The 21,209-nt window shown below is 56.8% G+C and carries 19 protein-coding genes; 8 read left to right on the top strand and 11 right to left on the bottom strand.

Going from position 1 to position 21,209, the window contains the following annotated elements; genetic code table 11:
* Positions 1 to 26 precede the first annotated feature (26 nt).
* Both hydA and I9187_RS06265 read right to left on the bottom strand, forming a co-directional pair.
* Entirely contained in the window at positions 27 to 1,481 is a 1,455-nt protein-coding gene (gene hydA / locus I9187_RS06270; RefSeq protein WP_171174589.1) for a dihydropyrimidinase, read from the bottom strand.
* Between the two features lie 92 nt (positions 1,482 to 1,573).
* The gene (locus I9187_RS06265) at positions 1,574 to 2,824 is read right to left on the bottom strand and encodes a Zn-dependent hydrolase (protein ID WP_171174591.1); all 1,251 of its coding nucleotides are present in this window, start codon (positions 2,822 to 2,824) and stop codon (positions 1,574 to 1,576) included.
* A 171-nt stretch (positions 2,825 to 2,995) separates the two neighbouring features.
* Between I9187_RS06265 and I9187_RS06260 the strand changes: the two genes are divergently transcribed.
* The gene (locus I9187_RS06260) at positions 2,996 to 3,604 is read left to right on the top strand and encodes a TetR family transcriptional regulator C-terminal domain-containing protein (protein WP_171174593.1); all 609 of its coding nucleotides are present in this window, start codon (positions 2,996 to 2,998) and stop codon (positions 3,602 to 3,604) included.
* Between the two features lie 47 nt (positions 3,605 to 3,651).
* Here the strand turns inward: I9187_RS06260 and preA are convergent, their stop codons facing one another.
* From preA to I9187_RS06245, 3 genes are read right to left on the bottom strand one after another with little or no spacing between them, the layout of a single operon-like run.
* Positions 3,652 to 4,956: an NAD-dependent dihydropyrimidine dehydrogenase subunit PreA gene (gene preA, locus I9187_RS06255; RefSeq protein ID WP_171174595.1), complete on the bottom strand. Its 1,305-nt coding sequence runs from the start codon at positions 4,954 to 4,956 to the stop codon at positions 3,652 to 3,654.
* 18 nt (positions 4,957 to 4,974) lie between these two features.
* Positions 4,975 to 5,811 (bottom strand): methyltransferase domain-containing protein, encoded by an 837-nt coding sequence (locus tag I9187_RS06250; RefSeq protein ID WP_171234076.1) that lies wholly within the window; start codon positions 5,809 to 5,811, stop codon positions 4,975 to 4,977.
* A 46-nt stretch (positions 5,812 to 5,857) separates the two neighbouring features.
* On the bottom strand, positions 5,858 to 7,192 hold the full coding sequence (locus tag I9187_RS06245; protein WP_209509228.1) for an NAD(P)-dependent oxidoreductase: 1,335 nt from the start codon (positions 7,190 to 7,192) through the stop codon (positions 5,858 to 5,860).
* 466 nt (positions 7,193 to 7,658) lie between these two features.
* On the opposite strand from I9187_RS06245, the gene I9187_RS06240 reads away from it, so the two are divergent.
* The 3 genes from I9187_RS06240 to I9187_RS06230 all read left to right on the top strand — a co-directional run bounded on the left by I9187_RS06240 (position 7,659) and on the right by I9187_RS06230 (position 10,738).
* Positions 7,659 to 8,654, top strand: coding sequence for a hypothetical protein (locus I9187_RS06240; protein ID WP_171174601.1), 996 nt, complete (start codon positions 7,659 to 7,661; stop codon positions 8,652 to 8,654).
* Between the two features lie 72 nt (positions 8,655 to 8,726).
* Positions 8,727 to 10,019 carry an O-acetylhomoserine aminocarboxypropyltransferase/cysteine synthase family protein gene (locus tag I9187_RS06235; protein WP_171174604.1) on the top strand — a complete coding sequence of 431 codons (1,293 nt, stop codon included), beginning with the start codon at positions 8,727 to 8,729 and terminating at the stop codon, positions 10,017 to 10,019.
* 2 nt (positions 10,020 to 10,021) lie between these two features.
* Positions 10,022 to 10,738, top strand: a complete 717-nt coding sequence (locus I9187_RS06230; protein WP_171174605.1) for a GNAT family protein — start codon at positions 10,022 to 10,024, stop codon at positions 10,736 to 10,738.
* On the opposite strand, the gene I9187_RS06225 is transcribed toward I9187_RS06230, so the two are convergent.
* Complete coding sequence (locus I9187_RS06225; protein ID WP_348540077.1) at positions 10,735 to 11,439, bottom strand: SIMPL domain-containing protein; 705 nt, start codon at positions 11,437 to 11,439, stop codon at positions 10,735 to 10,737. The two genes, I9187_RS06230 and I9187_RS06225, sit on opposite strands and share 4 nt — an antisense overlap.
* A gap of 155 nt (positions 11,440 to 11,594) precedes the next feature.
* Between I9187_RS06225 and I9187_RS06220 the strand changes: the two genes are divergently transcribed.
* Entirely contained in the window at positions 11,595 to 13,610 is a 2,016-nt protein-coding gene (locus tag I9187_RS06220) for a hypothetical protein (protein WP_209940114.1), read from the top strand.
* A 42-nt stretch (positions 13,611 to 13,652) separates the two neighbouring features.
* Here the strand turns inward: I9187_RS06220 and hppD are convergent, their stop codons facing one another.
* A complete protein-coding gene (gene hppD / locus I9187_RS06215; RefSeq protein ID WP_209509227.1) occupies positions 13,653 to 14,750 on the bottom strand; it encodes a 4-hydroxyphenylpyruvate dioxygenase in 1,098 nt (365 codons plus the stop codon).
* 148 nt (positions 14,751 to 14,898) lie between these two features.
* On the opposite strand from hppD, the gene I9187_RS06210 reads away from it, so the two are divergent.
* Positions 14,899 to 15,354 carry an Lrp/AsnC family transcriptional regulator gene (locus I9187_RS06210; protein WP_171091132.1) on the top strand — a complete coding sequence of 152 codons (456 nt, stop codon included), beginning with the start codon at positions 14,899 to 14,901 and terminating at the stop codon, positions 15,352 to 15,354.
* Positions 15,355 to 15,374: 20 nt separating this feature from the next.
* The gene (locus I9187_RS06205) at positions 15,375 to 17,255 is read left to right on the top strand and encodes a monovalent cation:proton antiporter-2 (CPA2) family protein (RefSeq protein ID WP_171174614.1); all 1,881 of its coding nucleotides are present in this window, start codon (positions 15,375 to 15,377) and stop codon (positions 17,253 to 17,255) included.
* 30 nt (positions 17,256 to 17,285) lie between these two features.
* Here I9187_RS06205 and cobT read toward each other — a convergent pair whose 3' ends face one another.
* Entirely contained in the window at positions 17,286 to 18,296 is a 1,011-nt protein-coding gene (gene cobT, locus I9187_RS06200; RefSeq protein WP_209940113.1) for a nicotinate-nucleotide--dimethylbenzimidazole phosphoribosyltransferase, read from the bottom strand.
* A gap of 30 nt (positions 18,297 to 18,326) precedes the next feature.
* On the opposite strand from cobT, the gene cobS reads away from it, so the two are divergent.
* Complete coding sequence (gene cobS, locus I9187_RS06195) at positions 18,327 to 19,139, top strand: adenosylcobinamide-GDP ribazoletransferase (RefSeq protein ID WP_348540076.1); 813 nt, start codon at positions 18,327 to 18,329, stop codon at positions 19,137 to 19,139.
* Here cobS and I9187_RS06190 read toward each other — a convergent pair.
* From I9187_RS06190 to fdxA, 3 genes are all read right to left on the bottom strand, one after another.
* Positions 19,136 to 19,897, bottom strand: a complete 762-nt coding sequence (locus I9187_RS06190) for an ion channel (RefSeq protein ID WP_209509226.1) — start codon at positions 19,895 to 19,897, stop codon at positions 19,136 to 19,138. The genes cobS and I9187_RS06190 overlap by 4 nt on opposite strands.
* A gap of 114 nt (positions 19,898 to 20,011) precedes the next feature.
* Positions 20,012 to 20,521 (bottom strand): CarD family transcriptional regulator, encoded by a 510-nt coding sequence (locus I9187_RS06185; protein ID WP_171089457.1) that lies wholly within the window; start codon positions 20,519 to 20,521, stop codon positions 20,012 to 20,014.
* A gap of 283 nt (positions 20,522 to 20,804) precedes the next feature.
* Positions 20,805 to 21,143 carry a ferredoxin FdxA gene (gene fdxA / locus I9187_RS06180; RefSeq protein WP_074735041.1) on the bottom strand — a complete coding sequence of 113 codons (339 nt, stop codon included), beginning with the start codon at positions 21,141 to 21,143 and terminating at the stop codon, positions 20,805 to 20,807.
* Positions 21,144 to 21,209: the final 66 nt, after the last annotated feature.

Here is a 21,209-nt window from a genome sequence, read left to right as displayed (position 1 = left end):
GCCGCCTGCAAAGCGGCCCAAACAGATCAAACACCGGTGGCCGGTATACCCGTCCGCTCAACGGGCCGTGGTGCCGTCAGCTCTTTCCAGGTGCTCAGAGCCTTATGGACATGGGTGTTGGCGTCACGCGCCACAAACTTCCCGTGACCTTCCTGAGTCCTGATCTCTCCATCATGCACCGCTACCGCACCACGGGTCAGCGTGAACCGCGGCAACCCGCGCACTTCCTTACCCTCAAAGACGTTGTAGTCGATCGATGATTGCTGCGTCTCAGCCGAAATCACCTTGGCCTTGTTTGGATCCCAAACCACCAGATCAGCATCAGCGCCGACCAGAACCGCACCCTTTTTAGGGTAGCAATTCAATATCTTGGCGATGTTTGTTGATGTAACAGCGACAAATTCGTTCGGCGTCAGTCGTCCCGTATTCACACCATAGGTCCACAGCATGGGCATTCGGTCTTCCAACCCTCCGGTCCCGTTCGGAATCTTGGTGAAATCCCCTACGCCATAACGTTTTTGCTCAGTCGTAAACGCACAATGGTCCGTCGCAACAACGCTCAGCGTTCCAGATTGCAAACCGTTCCACAGGCTGTCCTGATGCTGCTTGTTGCGGAACGGAGGGCTCATGACCCGCCGCGCAGCGTGTTCCCAGTCGTGATGGAAATACTCGCTCTCATCCAGGGTCAGATGTTGGATCAGTGGTTCGCCCCACACCCGCTTGCCCTGCATCTTGGCGCGCCGAATAGCCTCATGTGCCTCTTCGCAAGAAGTATGCACCACATAAAGCGGAACCCCGGCCATATCGGCAATCATGATGGCCCGATTGGTAGCCTCACCCTCGACCTGCGGCGGACGGGAATAGGCGTGCGCTTCGGGTCCTGTATTGCCCTCAGCCAACAGCTTGGCGCTCAACTCGGCCACAACGTCGCCGTTTTCGGCATGAACCATTGCGGTTCCACCCAATTCGGCCAGACGCTTGAACGACGCAAACAGCTCATCATCATTCACCATCAGCGCGCCTTTATAGGCCATAAAATGCTTGAACGTGTTGATGCCACGCGTCTCAATCACAGTCTTGATATCGTTGAACACCTGCTCGCCCCACCAGGTGACCGCCATATGGAACGAATAATCACAATTCGCACGCGTCGATTTGTTGTCCCAGCGTTTCAACGCATCCAGCAGACTTTCACCGGGGTTGGGCAGAGCGAAATCCACCACCATTGTTGTGCCACCAGCCAAAGCCGCACGCGTGCCGCTTTCGAAGTCATCGCTGGAATAGGTGCCCATAAAGGGCATCTCGAGGTGAGTATGAGGATCGATCCCACCCGGCATCACATAACAGCCGGTGGCGTCCAACTCCTTGTCGCCCTTCAGATCCATTCCGATTTCAGTGATCACACCACCTTCGACCAGCACGTCCGCTTTGTACGACAAATCCGCAGTGACGACGGTTCCGTTCTTGATAACAGTGCTCATTTCAAACTCCCTGATGCGGTCTGCGCCGCTTGCTTCATCTGGCTAAAAATACCTCGGGGGAGTCGCCCATCGGGCGACGGGGGCAGAGCCCCCTATTCCACGATTTCAGCCGTCTCGACGACGGCGTGCAACAGAACATCCGCCCCAGCCGAAGCCCATTCCTTGCTGATCTCTTCAGCCTCGTTATGGCTTAACCCGTCCACGCATGGGCACATGATCATCGCGGTCGGGGCCACGCGGTTGATCCAACAGGCGTCATGCCCCGCACCCGAGATGATATCCGTATGCGAATATCCCAACCGCTCGGCCGCGTTGCGTACGGCGGACACACAACTATCATCGAATTTCACCGGATCGAATCCACCAACTTTTTCGAATTCGATCTGCAAGCCCATGTCTTCCACAATGTCTTCGGCCGCCACCCGCAGACGGTTCTCCATGTCCGTGATCACATCCAATTCGGGCGAGCGGAAATCGACCGTGAACACTGCCTTTCCCGGGATCACGTTACGTGAGTTCGGATGGACATCGATATGACCAGCCGCTCCCACTGCGTGCGGCGCATGAGACCACGCGATCTCGTCCACTTTCTCGAGAATACGCGCCATCGCAAGGCCCGCGTTCTTACGCATCGGCATCGGGGTTGACCCGGTATGGGCATCCTTGCCGGTCACGGTGATTTGGGTCCAGCTCAGCCCTTGCCCGTGCGTGACAACGCCAATATCCTTGCCCTCGGCCTCCAATATCGGGCCCTGTTCGATATGCAGCTCAAAAAACGCATGCATTTTTCGCGCGCCGACTTCCTCATCGCCGCGCCAGCCAATGCGGTTCAGTTCATCCCCAAACTTTTTGCCCTCGGCATCCTCGCGATCATACGCCCAATCCTGCGTGTGCATTCCTGCAAACACGCCCGAAGACAGCATGGCGGGCGCATATCGCGTGCCTTCTTCATTGGTCCAGTTGGTCGCCACGATTGGATGCTTTGTTTTGATCCCAAGATCGTTGAGGGTCCTGATGATCTCGAGCCCCCCCAGAACACCCAAGACACCGTCATACTTCCCGCCGGTCGGCTGCGTATCCAGATGCGAACCGACATAGACCGGCAACGCGTCAGGGTCCGCCCCTTCACGGTGGGCGAACATGTTGCCCATCTGGTCCAAGCCCATGGAGCAACCAGCTTCCTCGCACCATTTCTGGAACAAAGCACGGCCTTCTGCGTCCTCATCCGTCAGGGTTTGGCGGTTGTTGCCACCGGCAACACCGGGGCCGATCTTGGCCATCTCTATCAGGCTGTCCCACAACCTGTCGCCATTGATCCTGAGATTCTGCGCCGGAGCTGCCATGTTCATCTTCCCTGTTTGCTTGCGATTTGGCTCGCTTTTGGTGTCTTGATTTGACCATCTGGTCAAACTCACGCTATCACGGGTTCGAGATCAGTCAAGAAATTGCGCGGCACAGCTTGAATTTTCACTGAATTCCGCGCCTATAGTCGAAAAAAGAGACACGCCGAAAACATGCCGAAAGACCGCGCACCGACTCGCATTCAGAAAAAGAACCGTGCTGCGATCCTCGAGGCCGCCCTGAACGTGTTTTCAGCCCACGGGTTTCGCGGATCGACCGTGGATCAGATTGCCGCCGAAGCCGGACTGAGCAAACCAAACCTGCTGTACTATTTCCCTTCGAAAGAGGCGATCCATACTGAACTGCTATCGGGTCTTCTGGAAACCTGGCTGGCCCCTTTGCACGATCTGGACGAGGATGGCGATCCGATGGAAGAAATCCTGGCCTATATTCGGCGCAAGTTGCAAATGAGTCAGGAGTTACCACGCGAAAGCCGCCTTTTTGCCAATGAACTGGTTCAGGGCGCGCCACGTATCCACGAGGCTTTGTCCAAGGATCTCAAGGAACTGGTTGACGAAAAAACCGTGATCCTGACGCGCTGGATGGATCAGGGCAAAATCGCGCGGGTGCACCCCTATCACCTGATGTTTTCGATTTGGGCGCTGACCCAGCACTACGCAGATTTCGAAGTTCAGGTGCGTGCGATCTTGGGGGAAGAGGATCCGTTTGAAGGGGCCGACCCTTTTGTGGACACCCTGTACCGAAAGCTTTTGACCCCTTGAAAAAAGGGGCCGCAAGAACGGCCCCTTGATGATCTTTCCAAATCGGTTCATTCGGCTGCCTTGGCCATCGGATTGTTCGGATGCGTCGTCCAGTTCGCATAGGTCGGCTGCACCTCTTTACCTGTGCGCGGATCTACCTCACCCGGTGCCATCGGCACCATCGAGATACAGTCTTCAACCGGGCAGACATCAACGCACAGGTTGCACGCCACGCATTCTTCGTCGATCACTTCGAACACGCGGTCCTCCGACATCGAAATCGCCTGGTGGCTGGTATCTTCACAAGCCGCATAGCAACGACCACATTTGATGCACTGGTCCTGGTCGATCTTCGCCTTGGCGATGTAATTCAGGTTCAGATACTGCCAGTCGGTGACATTGGGCACGGCTCGACCGATCACCTCGTCAATGCTGCTGTACCCTTTTTCATCCATCCATTCGGACAGACCGGCGGTCAGTTCGTCGATGATCTTGAAACCATAGGTCATCGCAGCGGTGCAAACCTGCACTGTGCCACAACCCAATGAGATGAACTCGGCCGCGTCGCGCCATGTGGTGACGCCGCCAATACCGGAAATCGGCAGGCCATGCGTGGCCTCGGCCCGCGCGATCTCGGACACCATCGACAGTGCAATCGGCTTCACCGCAGGGCCACAATAGCCACCATGGCTGCCCTTGCCGTCGATTGAGGGTTCGGGGCTGAACGTATCCAGGTTGACGCTTGTGATCGAGTTGATCGTGTTGATCAGCGACACCGCATCGGCGCCACCGTTCTTTGCCGCAGCTGCCGGTTTACGGATATCGGTGATGTTCGGCGTCAGCTTCACGATGACCGGGCGGTCGTAGTACTGCTTACACCAGCGTGTGACCATTTCGATGTATTCCGGCACTTGTCCCACAGCCGAGCCCATTCCGCGCTCGCTCATACCGTGCGGGCAGCCAAAGTTCAGTTCGATCCCATCCGCGCCGGTTTCGGCAACGCGCGGCAGGATGGCCTTCCATGCCTCCTCCTCGCAGGGCACCATGATCGAAGCGATCAGTGCGCGATCCGGGTAATCCGCTTTGACCCGCGCCATTTCTTCAAGGTTCACTTCCAATGGTCGGTCCGTGATCAATTCTATGTTGTTCAGGCCAAGCAACCGCCGATCCGCGCCGTATATCGCGCCATAGCGCGGGCCGTTCACGTTCACGACCGGAGGACCCTCGGCCCCCAGAGTTTTCCAGACAACACCGCCCCACCCGGCCTCGAAGGCGCGGCGGACGTTGTATTCCTTGTCGGTGGGCGGCGCAGAGGCCAGCCAATACGGGTTGGGGCTGGAAATGCCCAGAAAGTTTGTCGTCAGATCGGCCATGGCTTCTCCCTTCCCGGCTCAGCCGGATTTCTTGAAAATCATTTCGGTCGGGCGAATGCGCCCGGCTTTGAGGTTTGTGACGTAGTTTTGGAATTTCTCGGGCGCCGTCTCGCCCATCATTAGGTGGATCCCCAGCGGCGCGGGGCCGCTTTCAGCGATCTTGGCAAAGACATCTTCGAAGAACTGAAGCGCGAAATCGGTGCGGTCGGTTTCGGTCTCAAGTTCCAGCCCCGCCGCCACTGCTGCGTCTTTGTACACATCCGGCGCGTGCACGAACGAAGTCTCCGGCAAAGTGGACCAAGGGAGTGGGAAAGCCAGCGGCTCGTCCACGTCTCCGCCCATAACATCGAACAAGGCAAAAGTTCCGCCCGTGGCCAGCACCCGCGACACTTCAGCAAACAGTCCGGCCTTGTCTTCGATGTTCATGCCCACATGCATCATGACTGCAAGGTCAAAACCCGCATCCGGCACAGGCATGTCCAAGGCACTGCCCACATGAAAAGTGGCCTTTTCCGAATGCCCGACCAGATCGCTCAACACGGTGGCCGTTTCCACAAATTCAGGCGTCAGATCGACCCCGGTTACCGACGAGTCAAAACGATCCACGATATAACGCGAGGTGCCACCTATACCGCACCCCACATCCAGAACGCGGGTTGCATGGGTCGGCGACAATTGAGCAAACAGGTTATCGGTCGCCAGAACACCGCCCGTGTGGAACTCATCCCCTGCCTTCAGATCAGCAACGGTGGCCGCGTCCGGGTCAATACCGCTGGCCTCAAGCGCCGCGCGGACGCGTTCGGTCAGGGCACCGGTGGTGTAGTGTTGAGCAACAGCTTGTTCGATCTGGGACATGAGAATACCTCAGCAGCGAAAGGAATGGGGTGAATACCCCACCCTATCACGAAACGAGTGTCGCGTGGATGTCCATCGCTGCATCCCGCCCTTCGGCAACCGCTGTCACGGTCAGGTCTTCACCCCCCGCCGCACAGTCCCCACCAGCCCAGACACCCGGCATTGAGGTGCGTCCAGCCCCGCTGACAGCAATCTTATTGCCGTCCAGCGTCAGCCCTTCAGGCGCGCCATCCAGCGTCTGACCGATGGCTTTGAGCACCTGATCTGCTGGTAGGCGGATTGTCTCGCCGGTTCCAGTGAGTTGACCGTTCTGGTTGGAGGTATATTCCAGTTCGATCTCAGCAGCAGTTCCGTTTCCATGCACGGCAACCGGCTGCACATTGGTCAGGATCCGAACGCCGTGCGAGGCGGCAAGGTCCTGTTCATACCGGCTGGCGCCCATGGCGTCGCGGCCCCGGCGGTAGGCAATGGTGACATGTTCCGCGCCCAGCAACTTGGATTTCACAGCAGCATCTACCGCTGTCATGCCGCCGCCAATGACGACAACGTTGCGACCAACGGGCAGGTTTACCAGTTCATCTGCCTGCCGCACATCCGAGATGAAATCAACGGCAGCACGAACGCCATCCTTTTCAACACCGCCTGCGCGCAGGGCGTTCACCCCAGCCAGGCCGATGGATAGGAACACCGCGTCGTAATTCTCAAGCAGGCCATCCAGCGAGACACTGTCGCCCAGCACCGATCCGGTCTCGATCGCAATCCCGCCGATTTTCAGCAGCCAATCCACCTCGGCCTGCGCAAAATCATTGGTCGATTTATAAGCGGCGATCCCATATTCGTTCAAACCGCCCGGCTTGGGCTTGCTTTCGTGGATCACCACGTCATGGCCCAGCATGGCTAGACGGTGGGCGCAAGCCAGCCCTGCAGGCCCTGCCCCGATAACAGCAACAGTCTTGCCCGTAGGCGCCGCCCGTTCGAACGGGTGCGCGCCAGAGGCCATGATGTCATCGGTCGCAAAACGTTGCAGTCTACCGATCTCAACCGGCTTGCCTTCTGCAGCCTCGCGCACACAGGCTTCTTCACAGAGGGTTTCGGTTGGACAGACCCGAGCGCACATGCCGCCCAGAATATTCTGTTCCAGAATGGTCCGCCCTGCCGATTGTGGCTGCCCCGCCTGAATTTGGCGAATGAACAACGGAATATCGATATCCGTCGGACAGGCTGTCACGCATGGTGCGTCATAGCAGAAATAGCATCGATCAGCGGCAACGGCGGCCTCATGCGGGGCCAGTGGCGGATGCAGATCGGTGAAATTCGAGGTCAGCTCATCGCTGGAAAGCCGCCCAGCGACGATGCCGGGTGCCATCTGGCCCTGTGCCATCACTCTACTCCCTGTAGATATGTTTGTTATGACCTCAGCTTGCCACAAAAAAATTTTTTATCAATTGGTAAAATTTATCAAAAGGTCAAAAAAGTGAAAAACCCGGGCAAAAAGCCGGTTTTCCTCCGGCTTTGTGTAATTTTGAGACTAAGAAACCTCAGTCATTGTGATGAGATGATCGGACTCGGTCCCAACCCGCGCGCCGCGATGGCCGGCGCTTGCGTACCAGGCGGTAAGTGCAACCGATCCATTTCTCGAATATCTCGTCCTTTTCGGTTGATCTGCCGTCAATGACAAAGGCCTTTGTGCCTTGGTCAGCGCTCAATTCAGCTGTTTCACATGACCACCTTGAAAAAATGAGATTACCCGGCAGTGCATTCAGCTTTCGGCTTTTGACGGTTCGGGTCAGGTGTTGTACTCCGGGACGAAGGGTGCCGGATCGCGCACACATCAGGAACGGGCGCAGATGCAGGCAAATACACAGAAATTTAACATTGCTGTTGTCGGACAAAATAATCGCCTGCAATACGAAGCCCTGCTGTTTGCCGCATCATTGCGGCACAGCTCGCCGCGATTTGAAGGCAAACTGTTTATTGCCACGCCCAATTCGGGACCACGTTGGAACCAGAACCCCAGCATTCAGGACGAAGACGTTCTCAAAGCGCTGACGCAATTGGATGCCGAAGTTCTTCCCTTTGATTCGCATGTCTTTGGCGAAAGCTACCCATACGGCAACAAGATCGAGGCCCTTTTGGCCTTGCCCGAAAATGAGCCCTTTGTGTTCTTTGACACCGACACGCTGATCACCGGTGACATCACAACTGTACCCTTTGACTTCGACCGTCCTGGCGCATCGTTGAAGGTTGAGGGGACATGGCCAAAACCAACGCTCTACGGCCCCGGCCTCGACGGCATCTGGCGGGCGCTATATCAGCGGTTCGGGCTGGATTTTGAAAGCTCAATATATGTCAGCCAACCCCATGATTACTGGCGGCGGTATCTGTATTTCAACGCAGGCTATTTCTTTTACAAATGCCCGAGGGTTTTTGGTGAACGCTATCTGGACTATGCCAAAGCGATCCGAGATGAACACATACCCGAACTGACGGGCCAAAACCTTGATCCATGGCTGGATCAAGCTGCCCTTCCGCTTGTGATACATTCATTCGGCGGAGGTCGGGATGCGCTGCCCGAAGGCCTGCTTGATGGCTCTGTCAGTTGTCACTACCGCTTGTTCCCACTGCTCTACGCCCGCGAAAGTGATCATGTGATCGACGTTCTGGAGGCCGTTGTGGCTCCGAACAAGGTCAAGAAGGTCCTCAAACAGTATGACCCGCTGAAAAAGTTGGTCCTGCAAGGGAAAGGCGCAAGAATCCGGGCTCTGTTTGATCAGGACAATCTTCCGCGGCGCGAACAGGCCATTCGCAACACGATCAAAAGCAAAGGGTTGTGGCTGCGCTGACAGGATCGTTGTGCGCAAGCGCGCATTCACCTAAAGATTCAGCAACACAAGTTCCAACAGGAGATTTTCAAGATGTCTGACGGCCCCACCTACGGTTTCGACACGCTGCAGATTCACGCGGGCGCCCGCCCCGACCCGGCGACCGGAGCGCGCCAGACACCGATCTATCAGACCACGGCCTATGTCTTTCGCGACGCCGACCATGCGGCGGCACTGTTCAACCTACAAGAAGTGGGCTTTATCTATTCGCGCCTGACCAACCCAACCGTCGCGGTGTTGCAGGAACGCGTGGCCACGCTTGAGGGCGGTGTTGGGGCCGTGTGCTGCTCATCTGGTCACGCGGCACAGATCATGGCGCTGTTCCCCTTGATGGGACCGGGCTGCAACGTTGTCGCCTCAACCCGTTTGTACGGTGGAACGGTCACGCAATTCAGCCAAACCATTAAACGCTTTGGCTGGTCAGCCAAGTTTGTCGATACAGATGATCTGGACGCGGTGAAGGACGCAATCGACGAAAACACCCGTGCTGTATTCTGCGAATCCATTGCCAACCCAGGCGGTTATGTCACCGATATCCGTGCCTTGGCGGACGTTGCTGATGCAGCTGGCATTCCGCTGATCGTCGACAACACCTCGGCCACGCCCTACCTGTGCCGTCCCATTGAACACGGTGCGACACTGGTTGTGCACTCGACCACCAAGTATCTGACCGGCAACGGAACTGTCACCGGTGGGTGCGTCGTGGATTCGGGCAAGTTCGATTGGTCGGCAAATGACAAGTTCCCCTCGCTCAGCGAACCGGAGCTGGCCTATCACGGGCTGAAGTTCCACGAAACCTTTGGTCCGTTGGCATTCACCTTCCATGGTATTGCCATCGGTCTGCGCGATCTGGGCATGACAATGAACCCGCAAGCCGCGCATTATACGCTGATGGGGATCGAAACCCTATCGCTGCGCATGGAACGCCACGTTGAGAACGCCCAGAAGATCGCGGCCTGGCTGGAAGCGGATGACCGCGTGGAATATGTCACCTATGCGGGTCTGCCCTCGTCTCCATATCACGACCGGGTCAAATCGCAGTACAATCGCGGTGCCGGTGCGCTGTTCACCTTTGCCGTCAAAGGTGGCTATGACGCCTGCATCAAACTGGTCAACGCGCTCGAGATTTTCAGCCACGTGGCCAACCTGGGCGATGCACGCTCGTTGATTATCCACTCGGCCTCGACCACCCACCGTCAGCTGACCCCGGAACAGCAAGAAGCCGCTGGCGCAGGTCCGGGTGTTGTGCGCGTGTCCATCGGAATCGAAGATGCTAACGACCTGATCGCCGATCTTGATCAAGCTCTGGCTAAGGCAAGCGCCTGACGATGGCCGGGCATGACACTAACGACCTTGGCCAGCCCATCGGCCTGCCGGTTTCGGGCGAGTTTCCGCGCCCGACCCCGCCGTACACTCCGATGGAAGGACGGTACTGTTCTGTCGTGCCTTTGGACGTGAACAGGCATGCGCCCGGACTTTTCCGGGCGTTTGCCAATGACAGGGATGGTCGAAATTGGACGTACCTGCCCTATGGCCCGTTTGACAGTGAGGCAAAGTTCGAAGACTGGGCGCGCACCAACTGCATGGATGCGGACCCGATGTTTCACACCGTTCTGGACGGCGAAGGCGTACCGGTCGGCATGGCCTCATACCTGCGGATCGAGCCCGCTGCAGGCGCAATTGAGGTGGGGCATATCCACTTCTCACCTCTGCTTCAGCGCAAACCACAATCCACCGAAGTCATGTATCTGATGATGAAGCGGGTGTTCGATGAATTGGGCTATCGCCGCTATGAATGGAAATGCGACGCACTCAATGCGCCATCGTGCCGTGCGGCAGAGCGGCTGGGCTTTAGCTTTGAAGGGATTTTCAGGCAAGCGACCCATTACAAAGGACGCAACCGTGATACTGCGTGGTATTCGACTATTGATAGCGAATGGCCGCGCATTCGGGATGCGTTCGAAGCCTGGCTTTCACCGGACAATTTCGATGCAGCGGGCCAACAACGCAAACCGCTGATGGCCCGTGCGAAGGCACTATCTTAGTCCGAAATCTCGAATTCCATCGAGACACTGACCGAGACTGAAACCTCTCCGCCTGCAACAGGGACCCCGCCCGCATCAGCCATGCTCATGGCGCGCATCTCGGCCATCGGGCGGACACCAGCCACACGTTCCGAGATTGTCTGGACCGCGCCAAGCGTGACACCGGCCGCCTGCGCCAACTGCTCGGCCTTGGCGGTGGCTTCTCCTACGGCTTGCGCACGGGCCTGCGCCTCAAGCGGTTTGGGATCCTGCACACCAAAGCTCAGCCCGCCGAAATCATTGGCACCGTCCTGAATGACCACATCCATGATCGTCCCCAACTGTGTCAGATCGCGAACCCGCACAAAAACCCGGTTCGACGCGGTGAACCCTGTAATTTCGGGCTTTTCGCCATTCTGCCCATGCCGTCCCGACCAAACTGGTGACAGCGACAAATCTCGGGTTTGAACGTCCCGGTCTTCGATGCCCATATCGGCCAGCCGCGCAAGGACTTTGGCAACCGCGTCCGAGGTCGCCTGCATGGCCGCCCCGGCCTCGGCATTTTCGTTTGTTACACCCAAGGTAATCGTCGCCATATCCGGCGCGATTTGCACCGTCCCGCTGGCGTCCACGGTGATGCGACGTTCTTCCGCATGGGCTGCGCCTGCGGCTGTTGCTGCCATCATCGCGGCCAGAAAAGCGAATGTCTTCAAGGTTATCACTCCAATTTGTTCTACTTTAAGATGGGTTAGCGGACCGTCGCCATACAAGAGCAGACCCAGCCTTTTTCTTTCCCTCGGCGGGTTCCTGCTTTAATGTCGGTCTGCGAATGCAAAGTCGTTTGCATTGACGATGATAATTATGGTTCCTCCGGATTATGAAACCCGCCTTTGCGCTTTCTTTTTCTACAACCGGAATAACTCTGCATCACCAATCGGATGACGATTGGTATGTTGTCGGCTCGATTCCGCTGGATGCTGAGGACCTGCCCGAACAAATGCAGGCGTTGCGGGAAAAGGCCTTTGCGCTGGAAAACGATCTGAGTTGCAAAGTCGTATTGCCAGCAGATCAGGTGCGCTTTCTGGACGTCGAAACCGGAGAGTTACCGCCCGACGAGCGAGAGGCACGTATTGAGGCTGCATTGGCCGATTCGACCCCGTATGCCCTGTCTGATCTCAGCTACGACAGCCAAACAATCGGCAGCACAAGCCATATCGCTGTTGTCGCCAATGAGACTTTGGCCGAAGCGCGAAGCTTTACCGCAGGCCATGGATTTGTGCCGACACTGTTCAGCGCCGAAGAAAGCGCTGGGTCTTTCCCGCGTGAGCCAGTGTTTACAGAGCAACCTGATCAGCCGCATGCAACACTGACCTCAGAGCCCGATGAAGCGGATTCGCACGATGAGGCAGACACCCCCGGCCTGCCCGCTCATCCTATTGCGGGCACAGTTGCGCCGGAAACATTTCGAGCGCCTGACACGTCCCCCGCAGCACATGCCACCTCAAGCCCTGCCTCCAAGCGGTATGCCATTCCAGCTTTTGCTGCCGTAGTTCTTCTGAGCGGAGCTTTTGGCGCATGGTTGGCTTCTGGACCCACGGATCAACCAGAGCAGGCTGAACTGAGTCCTACTGCACCGGAAGTCTCATCGTCCGAGGCCCCTCCTGAGCCGGAGCCAGAGATCGCGGTCGTCCAGCCAGAACAAACCTTCCTTCCTGAATCGTCAGAGGAAACGTCCGAGCAGGCTGAGCTGAATTCAGATGCACCGGACCCCGAGGTCGCCCCTGAGCCAGACCCTGAGGTGGCAGCTGTCGACGCCCAGCAAAACACGCCCCCCGAACCACCAGCGGAGGAGGCTGAGGCACAGCCAGAGTTGTCACCTACGGACGCGGCGATCCTTGAGGCGCTCAAGGTTGCTCCGACACCGGTCGAACCCATTGCTCAAGACCCCGACGCCCCAAAGGAAATCCTTGCCGAGACTGGCATTGACGTATCACCCCCCGCACCTCTGCAAGAACCGGAAATCGCTGAGCATGAAGACCTGTACCTGACATCCATCGACAAGTCTGATCTGTCCACAGATGCTGTCGCGTTACCACCCGCATCAAGTTTCGACACGGACGAACCATTTCAGAGCGACGATTTACCCAGTGTTGCAGGCTCACGTTTCGATCTGGATGACCGGGGACTTGTTGTTCCCACACCCGAAGGCGCGTTGAATCCCGAAGGGATCACTGTGTACCTGGGCCGCCCTTCCAAAGCGCCGCCTCAGGCACCGCTGCGGTTCGAAGAAGAACCTGTTGTTGAAGAAGTTGATCAACGGCTGGCTGGTTTGCGCCCCAAACCGCGCCCCGGCGACATTGAAGAGACCTTCGAACGTCAGCAACTGGGCGGCCAATCGCTGGCGGAACTTGCCGGAAAACGACCCAAAGCGCGCCCTGCAGGCCTGGAATCCCCAGAAGAGGTCGAAGTTCCTGTTTCCGAGCTGGCCATTATGCGCGTTCCCCGACCTAAGCCGCGACCGGCTGGACTGGTTGCTGCCAGACCGACCGTCGCGAAGCCGTCCACTCTGGCATCAACAGCGGCACTTGTTGAAAACTCTGACGACGCAGAATCTTTTCAACCCAAGACCGTGGCACCCAAGATACCTTCGACCGCATCAGTCGCCCGGCAGGCTACTATCGACAACGCCATCAATCTGCGCAGGCTGAACCTGATTGGCGTTTATGGCACGCCTGCCAACCGCCGTGCCTTGGTCCGCCTGCCCAGTGGCCGGTACAAGAAACTGAAGGTTGGAGACCGCATCGACGGTGGCAAGGTCATCGCCATAAGCGATAGCGAACTGCGGTATCAGAAAAAAGGCCGTAACGTGACGCTTTCGATGCCCCGCAGTTGAGCGTCAAAACGCCGGAGATTACCCCGGCGTTTCGCGTAAGTTTCAGGCTGCAGAGATCTCGCCACTTTCGATCTGCTCGCGTTCGATGGATTCGAACAGAGCCTGGAAATTGCCTTCACCAAAACCGTCATCCCCTTTGCGCTGGATGAACTCAAAGAAGATCGGGCCGATCACGGTCTTTGAGAAGATCTGAAGCAGAATGCGGGTCTCACCGCCGTCCACAACCCCTTCACCGTCGATCAGGATGCCGTGCTTCATCATGCGATCAAGCGGTTCGTCATGATCCGTCACACGATCTTTCGACATCTCGTAATAGCCCCGGTTGGGTCCGGGCATGAATTTCAAACCATTCTCGGCAATCGCGTCGGTTGAGGCATAGATGTCCTCGCTGCCCACAGCGATGTGTTGAATCCCTTCGCCCTTGTACTTCTTGAGGTACGACACGATCTGCCCGGTCTCACCCCGGTCTTCGTTGATCGGAATTCGGATGCGACCGCAGGGTGATGTCAATGCGCGGCTGAACAGCCCCGTGAACTTGCCCTGAATGTCGAAGAAACGAATTTCACGGAAGTTGAACAAGTCACCATAGAACTTGAACCACTTGTCCATGTTACCCTTGTAGACATTGTGGGTCAGGTGATCGAGATAATAGAACCCTTCGCCACGCGGCTTGGATTGCTTGATCCACTCGAATTCCTGATTGTAGGGCGAAGTGTCGTAATACTGGTCGATGAAATAGATCAGCGATCCACCAATGCCCTTGATAGCAGGAACATCCATCGTTTTGTCATCTGCGTCATAGGGCTCGGCCCCTTTTGAAACAGCGTGTTCATATGCTTTTTGCGCGTCGACCACGCGCCACCCCATCGCCGGGGCGCAAGGGCCGTGTTCGGCCACGAACTTGTCCGCAAAACTCTCTGGATCAGCATTCAGGATATAGGTGACATCCCCCTGCTGCCAGAGTTCGACCAGCGGCTTGTCCTTGTGCCGGGCCACCAGATCGAACCCCATCTTGGCGAACAGATCGCGCAGTTCTTGCGGTTCGGGATGGGCAAATTCAACGAATTCAAACCCGTCGGTTCCGGCGGGGTTTTCTTCACTGATCACTGATTTCGGGGCGTTGTGCGGGAAAGGACCCATGGCGCGTCTCCTTTGAAGACAGGAAGTTTTTTTGCTGATTCAAAAATATGACTTTCCAGACGCTGTTTCTGCGCATTGTTTTCGTGTAAAATCAAAGTAGACGCGTAAAACGCGCATGAATCGCAAAAAATTCGGGATTCCTCCGCACGTGCTGGATGCTACTGACAAACGTCTTCTATCTGCCTTGCAAAAGGACGCACATCTGACCGCGCACCAACTGGGTGAAATGCTGAATCTCTCACCCAGCCAGGCAGGTCGACGCCGACAACGGCTTGAGGCCGAGGGCTATATAACAGGTTATGCCGCCCGGCTCGATCCGCTGAAACTTGGCTTGCAGGTTCAAGGCTTTGTTCAGGTTCATCTGGGTACACATGGCCCCGAACAATCCCAGAGCTTTGCCCGCATGGTCGATACCCGCCCCGAAATTACCAGCGCCTGGACGATGACAGGAGAGGCAGATTACCTGCTGCACGTCTATTGCGACGATCTTTCCGCCCTCAACAGCTTGCTCCATCAGGTCATCCTGCCGCATCCTGCTGTTGCCCGTGTCCAAAGCCAGATAGTGATGGACCAACTAAAACGCGACGCCCCCCTGCCCACCTGAACGGGCTCACGAGGAGACTCATGGACGATTTTCTATACCAGGCTTCGATCTATCTGGCTGCGGCTGTGATTGCGGTGCCTCTGTCCGCAAGGCTGGGGCTTGGGTCGGTGCTGGGCTATTTGGCCGCCGGGATTATCATTGGACCGATGCTGGGGCTGGTCGGGGCCGAAACGGAAAACCTTCAACATGTCGCCGAGTTTGGTGTTGTGATGATGCTGTTCCTGATCGGGCTGGAGCTTGAACCTCGTGCCCTTTGGGACATGCGCGACCGATTGTTGGGTCTTGGGGGGCTACAGGTCTTTCTTTCAACCGCGGTGATTGCTGCGGTGGCGATGTATGCAAACCACCCGTGGTCCGTTGCGTTGGCCGTTGGGTTGACCCTGTCGCTGTCGTCGACCGCTATCGTCCTTCAGACCTTGTCTGAAAAAGGTCTGATGCAGACAAATGGTGGTCGCGCGACGTTTTCGGTGCTTTTGACGCAAGACATCGCAGTCATTCCAATATTGGCCATGCTTCCGTTGCTCGCCCTACCTGCGATGCCTCACATCGAAGCAGACGGTTCGATTGATCGGGGGGCGGGTGATCTGCATGACGCGGGTCATCACAGTCTGTCCTTGGTTGAAGGATTGCCGGGCTGGGCTGTCACACTGGTCACGATTGGCGCAATTGCTTTTGTCATTTTGGCAGGCGTCTATCTTACCCGACCTCTCTTTCGATTTATACACGCGACGCGCCTGCGCGAAATGTACACCGCTCTGGCGCTTATGATTGTGGTCGGTATTTCTTTCCTGATGACGCTTGTTGGGCTGTCGCCCGCTTTAGGCGCGTTTCTGGCGGGTGTCGTGCTGGCCAGCTCAGAGTTTCGCCATGAAATGGAAAGCGACCTTGAACCGTTCAAAGGGCTGTTTCTTGGGCTGTTCTTTATCACGGTTGGGGCCGGGATCGACGTTGCCTATTTCTTCGATGACCCGCTTGACCTGATCGGCTTGGCACTGCTTGTGATCCTTGCAAAAGGCATCATCCTGTTTCTGGTCGGTAGAGCCTTTAAGCTGCGAGGCCGAGATCATTGGCTGTTCACATTGGGGTTGGCACAAGCCGGTGAATTTGGTTTCGTTCTGCTGGCCTTTTCGACGCAGCAGAACGTTATCCCGCCTGACCTGTCACAGAAACTGCTGATGATCATTGCCCTGACGATGCTGATCACCCCGCTTCTGTTCATCATCTATGACCTTCTGTCCCGAAAAATAAGCGATACGTCCAAAGAGCCTGAACCTGATGAGATCGACGAAAAAGGCCCAGTGATCATTGCTGGCATTGGCCGGTTTGGTCAGATCGTGAACCGGCTGGTGCGGGCCAGCGGCTTTAAAACGGTGGTTCTGGACCATGATATCGAAACCGTCCAGCTGATGCGCCGGTTTGGTGTAAAAGGCTTTTTGGGCGATCCGACGCGTCCTGAACTGTTGCGCGCTGCGGGGTTGGAAAAAGCCTCGGTCCTCGTGGCGGCGATGGATGACCACAAGCAAGTCACGCGACTAGTCAGTTATGCCAGACGACAGCGCCCTGACCTGCACATCATCGCCCGCGCCCGCGACCGGACCCACGTGTACGAGCTGTACCAAGCTGGTGCCAACGACATCGTGCGCGAACTGTTCGACAGCTCGTTGCGCGCAGGCCGTTATGTACTGGAGAATATAGGGCTGAGTGAGTATGAGGCCGCGCAAGCTGAACAGACCTTTTACCACCACGACAGGACGTCTGTTCGTGATTTGGCTGAATTGTGGGTTCCTGGCCTGCCAACAGCCGAAAACAAGAAATACATCGAGCGCGCTCAGAAACTGGAAAAGGATCTGGAAACTGCGCTGCTCGAACTGGCGGAAGAACACGCCAAGAAATCTGCCTGACCCAAAACCCCGATTGGGTCAGGCAAGTCATTACCCGTCGGATACCCCAGCCTCGGCAAAGGTGGCCATACCTGAATGGCAGGCCACGGCGCTTTTGAGGATGTTGATCGCCAATGCCCCGCCAGATCCTTCGCCCAGCCGAAGACCAAGGCTTAACAGCGGGTCTTTGCCCAGCCGAGACAATACGGCACCATGTGCCGCTTCCGCGCTTTGGTGCCCCGCGACAGCGTGATCCAGCGCGCTAGGCGACAGCTTCCAAAGGCACGCCGCAGCAGCAGAGCAGATGAACCCATCCAGAATGACCGGAATGCGCAACACGCGCGCGGCGGCAATCGCCCCGGCCATCGCGGCAATCTCACGCCCTCCAAGGCAGCGCAGAATCTCCAGGCCATCTTCTGACGCATGTTTCGCGACGCCCTCTGCTACGACACGGGTTTTATTGGCCAGCCCTGCATCGTCGACACCGGTGCCACGCCCGGTCCAATCCTCGGCATCCCCACCAAACAGTGCGCAGGCGATAGCCGCTGCTGGAGTGGTGTTGCCAATACCCATCTCGCCCACAACCAGCAGATCGGCCTTCGGATCAACGGCCTGCCAACCGGTACGCAAGGCACTCAGCAGATCTTCTTCGCTCATGGCCGGGGCCTGGGTGAAGTCCACAGTGGGTCTGTCCAGCTCAAGTGCATGCACATTCATTGTCGCGCCTGCTGCCTTGGCCAGCTGATTGATCGCCGCGCCGCCATGTTCAAAGTTCATAACCATCTGGACGGTCACTTCCGGCGGAAAGGCCGATACGCCCTGTACCGTAACACCATGATTTCCGGCAAAGACGATGACCTGTGGTGCGGTAATTTGCGGGCGGGCATCCCCACGCCAACCCGCATACCAGATCGCCAAATCCTCAAGCCGACCCAACGCGCCGGGCGGTTTAGTCAGTTGTCCGTTACGCTCACCCGCGCCATGCACCGCAGCGGCATCCGGACCCGGAGCTGCAGCTAGTGCAGCACGGAACGCATTCAAATCATTCAGTTCAGGCAACATAAAAGCCTCATTGCATCAGAGTGGTGCAGTGTGTTTAACCGAAGCACCGAAACCGACAAGACCCCGAAAGGCACGGGCGTGCATAAAAACGACACGAAACCCTTTTCTCTGCGGGATATTCGGCTGGCGCTGGTCCTTCTCACCCGCCTGCCCCTGCCGCGTTTGCCGGATCCAGTGTTTTCTCGGCAAGCTCAGGCAACCTGGGCCTTTCCGATTGTCGGTCTGCTGGTTGCAGGACTCGCATGCCTTGTGGGCTGGGGCGCGCTGGCGCTGGGTTTACCTGTTCTGGCGGCGGCCGGTCTTTTACTGGCCACGCTGATCGCAACAACCGGGGCGATGCACGAGGATGGCCTGGCGGACACGTTCGACGGCCTGTGGGGCGGGTTCACCCGCGACCGCCGGTTGGAGATCATGAAGGACAGTCATATTGGGACTTTCGGCGTGCTTGCCCTGATCGTGTCTCAGCTGGTTCGAATATCGGCTATCGCTGCTTTGCTGACGGCTGATGCGGTGGGCGCAGTTTTAGCCGCCAGCATTGTCTCGCGGGCGTTGATGCCTGCAGTGATGGCTGGATTACCTCATGCCCGCAAATCGGGCCTGAGCCATTCCGTCGGAAAACCCCAGACGATTTCCGTCATCGCTGCACTTGTTCTGGCGGTGGCACTCGCCCTGCTTCTTATGGGTGTGGATGCAATACCTGCGATGGGTTTTGCGGCAGCCAGCGCAGCAGTTTTGGCCGTCATTGCCAAGAAAAAGATCGGCGGCCAGACCGGCGATATTCTTGGGGCCACGCAATTGGTGTCCGAGATAACCTTTCTGCTGGTCTGCGCCGCGCTAGTTTAAGACGCACCCCCGGTTTCGATGCGCAAAGTGCCGCCGCAGTGTTTGCAATGCACAGCGTCCGGGTCATGTCGGAATAAGCCGCAGCTTGGGCATTTGTGGCGAACCTTTTGAGGCATGAAAATCGCCTGCGCCAACCGGACAAAAAGCGCCACACCCACCACCATGATAAAAACCGAGAACAGCTTACCCCCTGGCGTAGGCAAGGTGATATCGCCGAACCCGGTGGTCGTAAGGGTCGCCATGGTGAAATAGAGTGCGTCAATATAGGGCGTTTGCGAATCTGCGGGAATAAAGAACACCAGAACGGCGGTCGAAGTTGCGAAGACAAAAACCATCAGGTTGATGGCGGCGATCACCGCGTCTTCGTGGGTGCGGAAGAAATTGCTGTCGCGTCGTAAGTCCCGCAGCAGGTGGTAGGAATGGATCAACCGCAAGGCGCGTAGAATCCGCAAAAACGCAAGGTTACCCGTCAGGAACGGATCAAGCACCAGAGAGACGATAACAACGATATCCGCCAGCGTGTAAATCTGGCGCAGCTGCTTCCAACGGTCCTTGGCGATCCAAAGCCGCGCTGAGAAATCCAAAAAAATCACAAAGCCAATCAGCAGGCTTGCGACCGTGACGCCCGACCCCTGAGGAAAATGAGCGGTGGCGACAAAGAAGATGATCGACACAATGTCGAAAAGGATCAGACCATAACGAAACCAGACCGAAATCGGGTCGTGCCCGATATACAGGTATTTCAGCGTCTGCTTCATATCCATCCTGTATCATGCTGCATACACAATGAAATTAACGACAGTTGTGCAAATCACCAAGCCACGAAAAAGGCCGCCCCAATTAGAGCGGCCTTAGTCACGATTCTCTTGCAATCAGGCGGCGCGCGAGGTCAGGACTTCGTCTACCTGCTTGGCGGCGGAAACCTCGCCAGCACCGGACACGGCTGCAACCTCACGTGTCAGGCGTTCCAGAGCAGCTTCGTAAAGCTGACGCTCGGAATAGCTCTGCTCGCGTTGATCGTCGGTGCGATGCAAATCGCGGACAACTTCGGCAATCGAGATCAGGTCGCCCGAGTTGATTTTCTGTTCATATTCCTGGGCGCGGCGGGACCACATGGCGCGTTTTACCTTGGCCTTGCCCTTCAATGTCTTCATCGCCTGGCTGATGACATCTGGCGAGCTGAGCGACCGCAAACCGGATTCGGTTGCTTTGTTGGTCGGCACCCGCAGTGTCATTTTGTCTTTCTCAAATGAGATGACGAACAACTCGAGCGAGAAACCCGCAACTTCCTGCTCCTCAATCGAGATGATCTGACCCACGCCATGGGCGGGATAGACAACATAGTCGTTGGGGCGGAACTCAAGCTTTTTCGACTTTGTCATTCAGTTTTTTCCTTGCTTACGGACCGGGACACAGACAACAAAAGCACCACGTGCCGGGACTGTCTCAGCCCCGTCAGGCGGCGTTTCTGTCATAAATTCAGTACTCCAAAGCGAGCATACTTACGGAGCGCATCCCAATCTCGGTCATCATATGAAAACTGAGTATATCACAAAAATACGACACCCGAAAGTTTACCCAAAGGAAAATATTCGAATTACCTGCGCGCACAATGCTTTATTTCAAGATCTTCGCGCTGTGCCGTGCGCTTTCTTCGCGAATCGCTTAGCCGCCTTCGCCAGGTGCTTCAGAGAAATACTTCTCCATCTTACCCTCTTCACCGTCGCGCTCTTCAGCGTCGGGAAGCGGGTCTTTCTTTGTAACAATCACCGGCCACTGTTCCGAGAACTTGCGATTGAACTCAACCCATTGCTCCATTCCCGGCTCAGTATCCGGGCGGATTGCGTCTGCCGGGCATTCCGGTTCACAAACACCACAGTCGATGCATTCGTCCGGGTGAATAACCAATGTATTCTCACCTTCATAGAAACAGTCCACCGGGCACACTTCGACGCAGTCTGTGTATTTGCAGGCGATACAGTTTTCGGTGACAACATAGGTCATGAGCGGATTCCCGTTTGCGGTTCGTTCGACTAGCTAATTCAGTCTGGCCCGCTCTTCAAGATGGGA

The sequence above is a fragment of the Ruegeria sp. HKCCE4148 genome (assembly GCF_017872495.1).
GTDB lineage: Bacteria > Pseudomonadota > Alphaproteobacteria > Rhodobacterales > Rhodobacteraceae > Ruegeria.
Note: the sequence above shows the minus strand (reverse complement) of the source record. Positions and strands in the feature narration are given on the sequence as shown.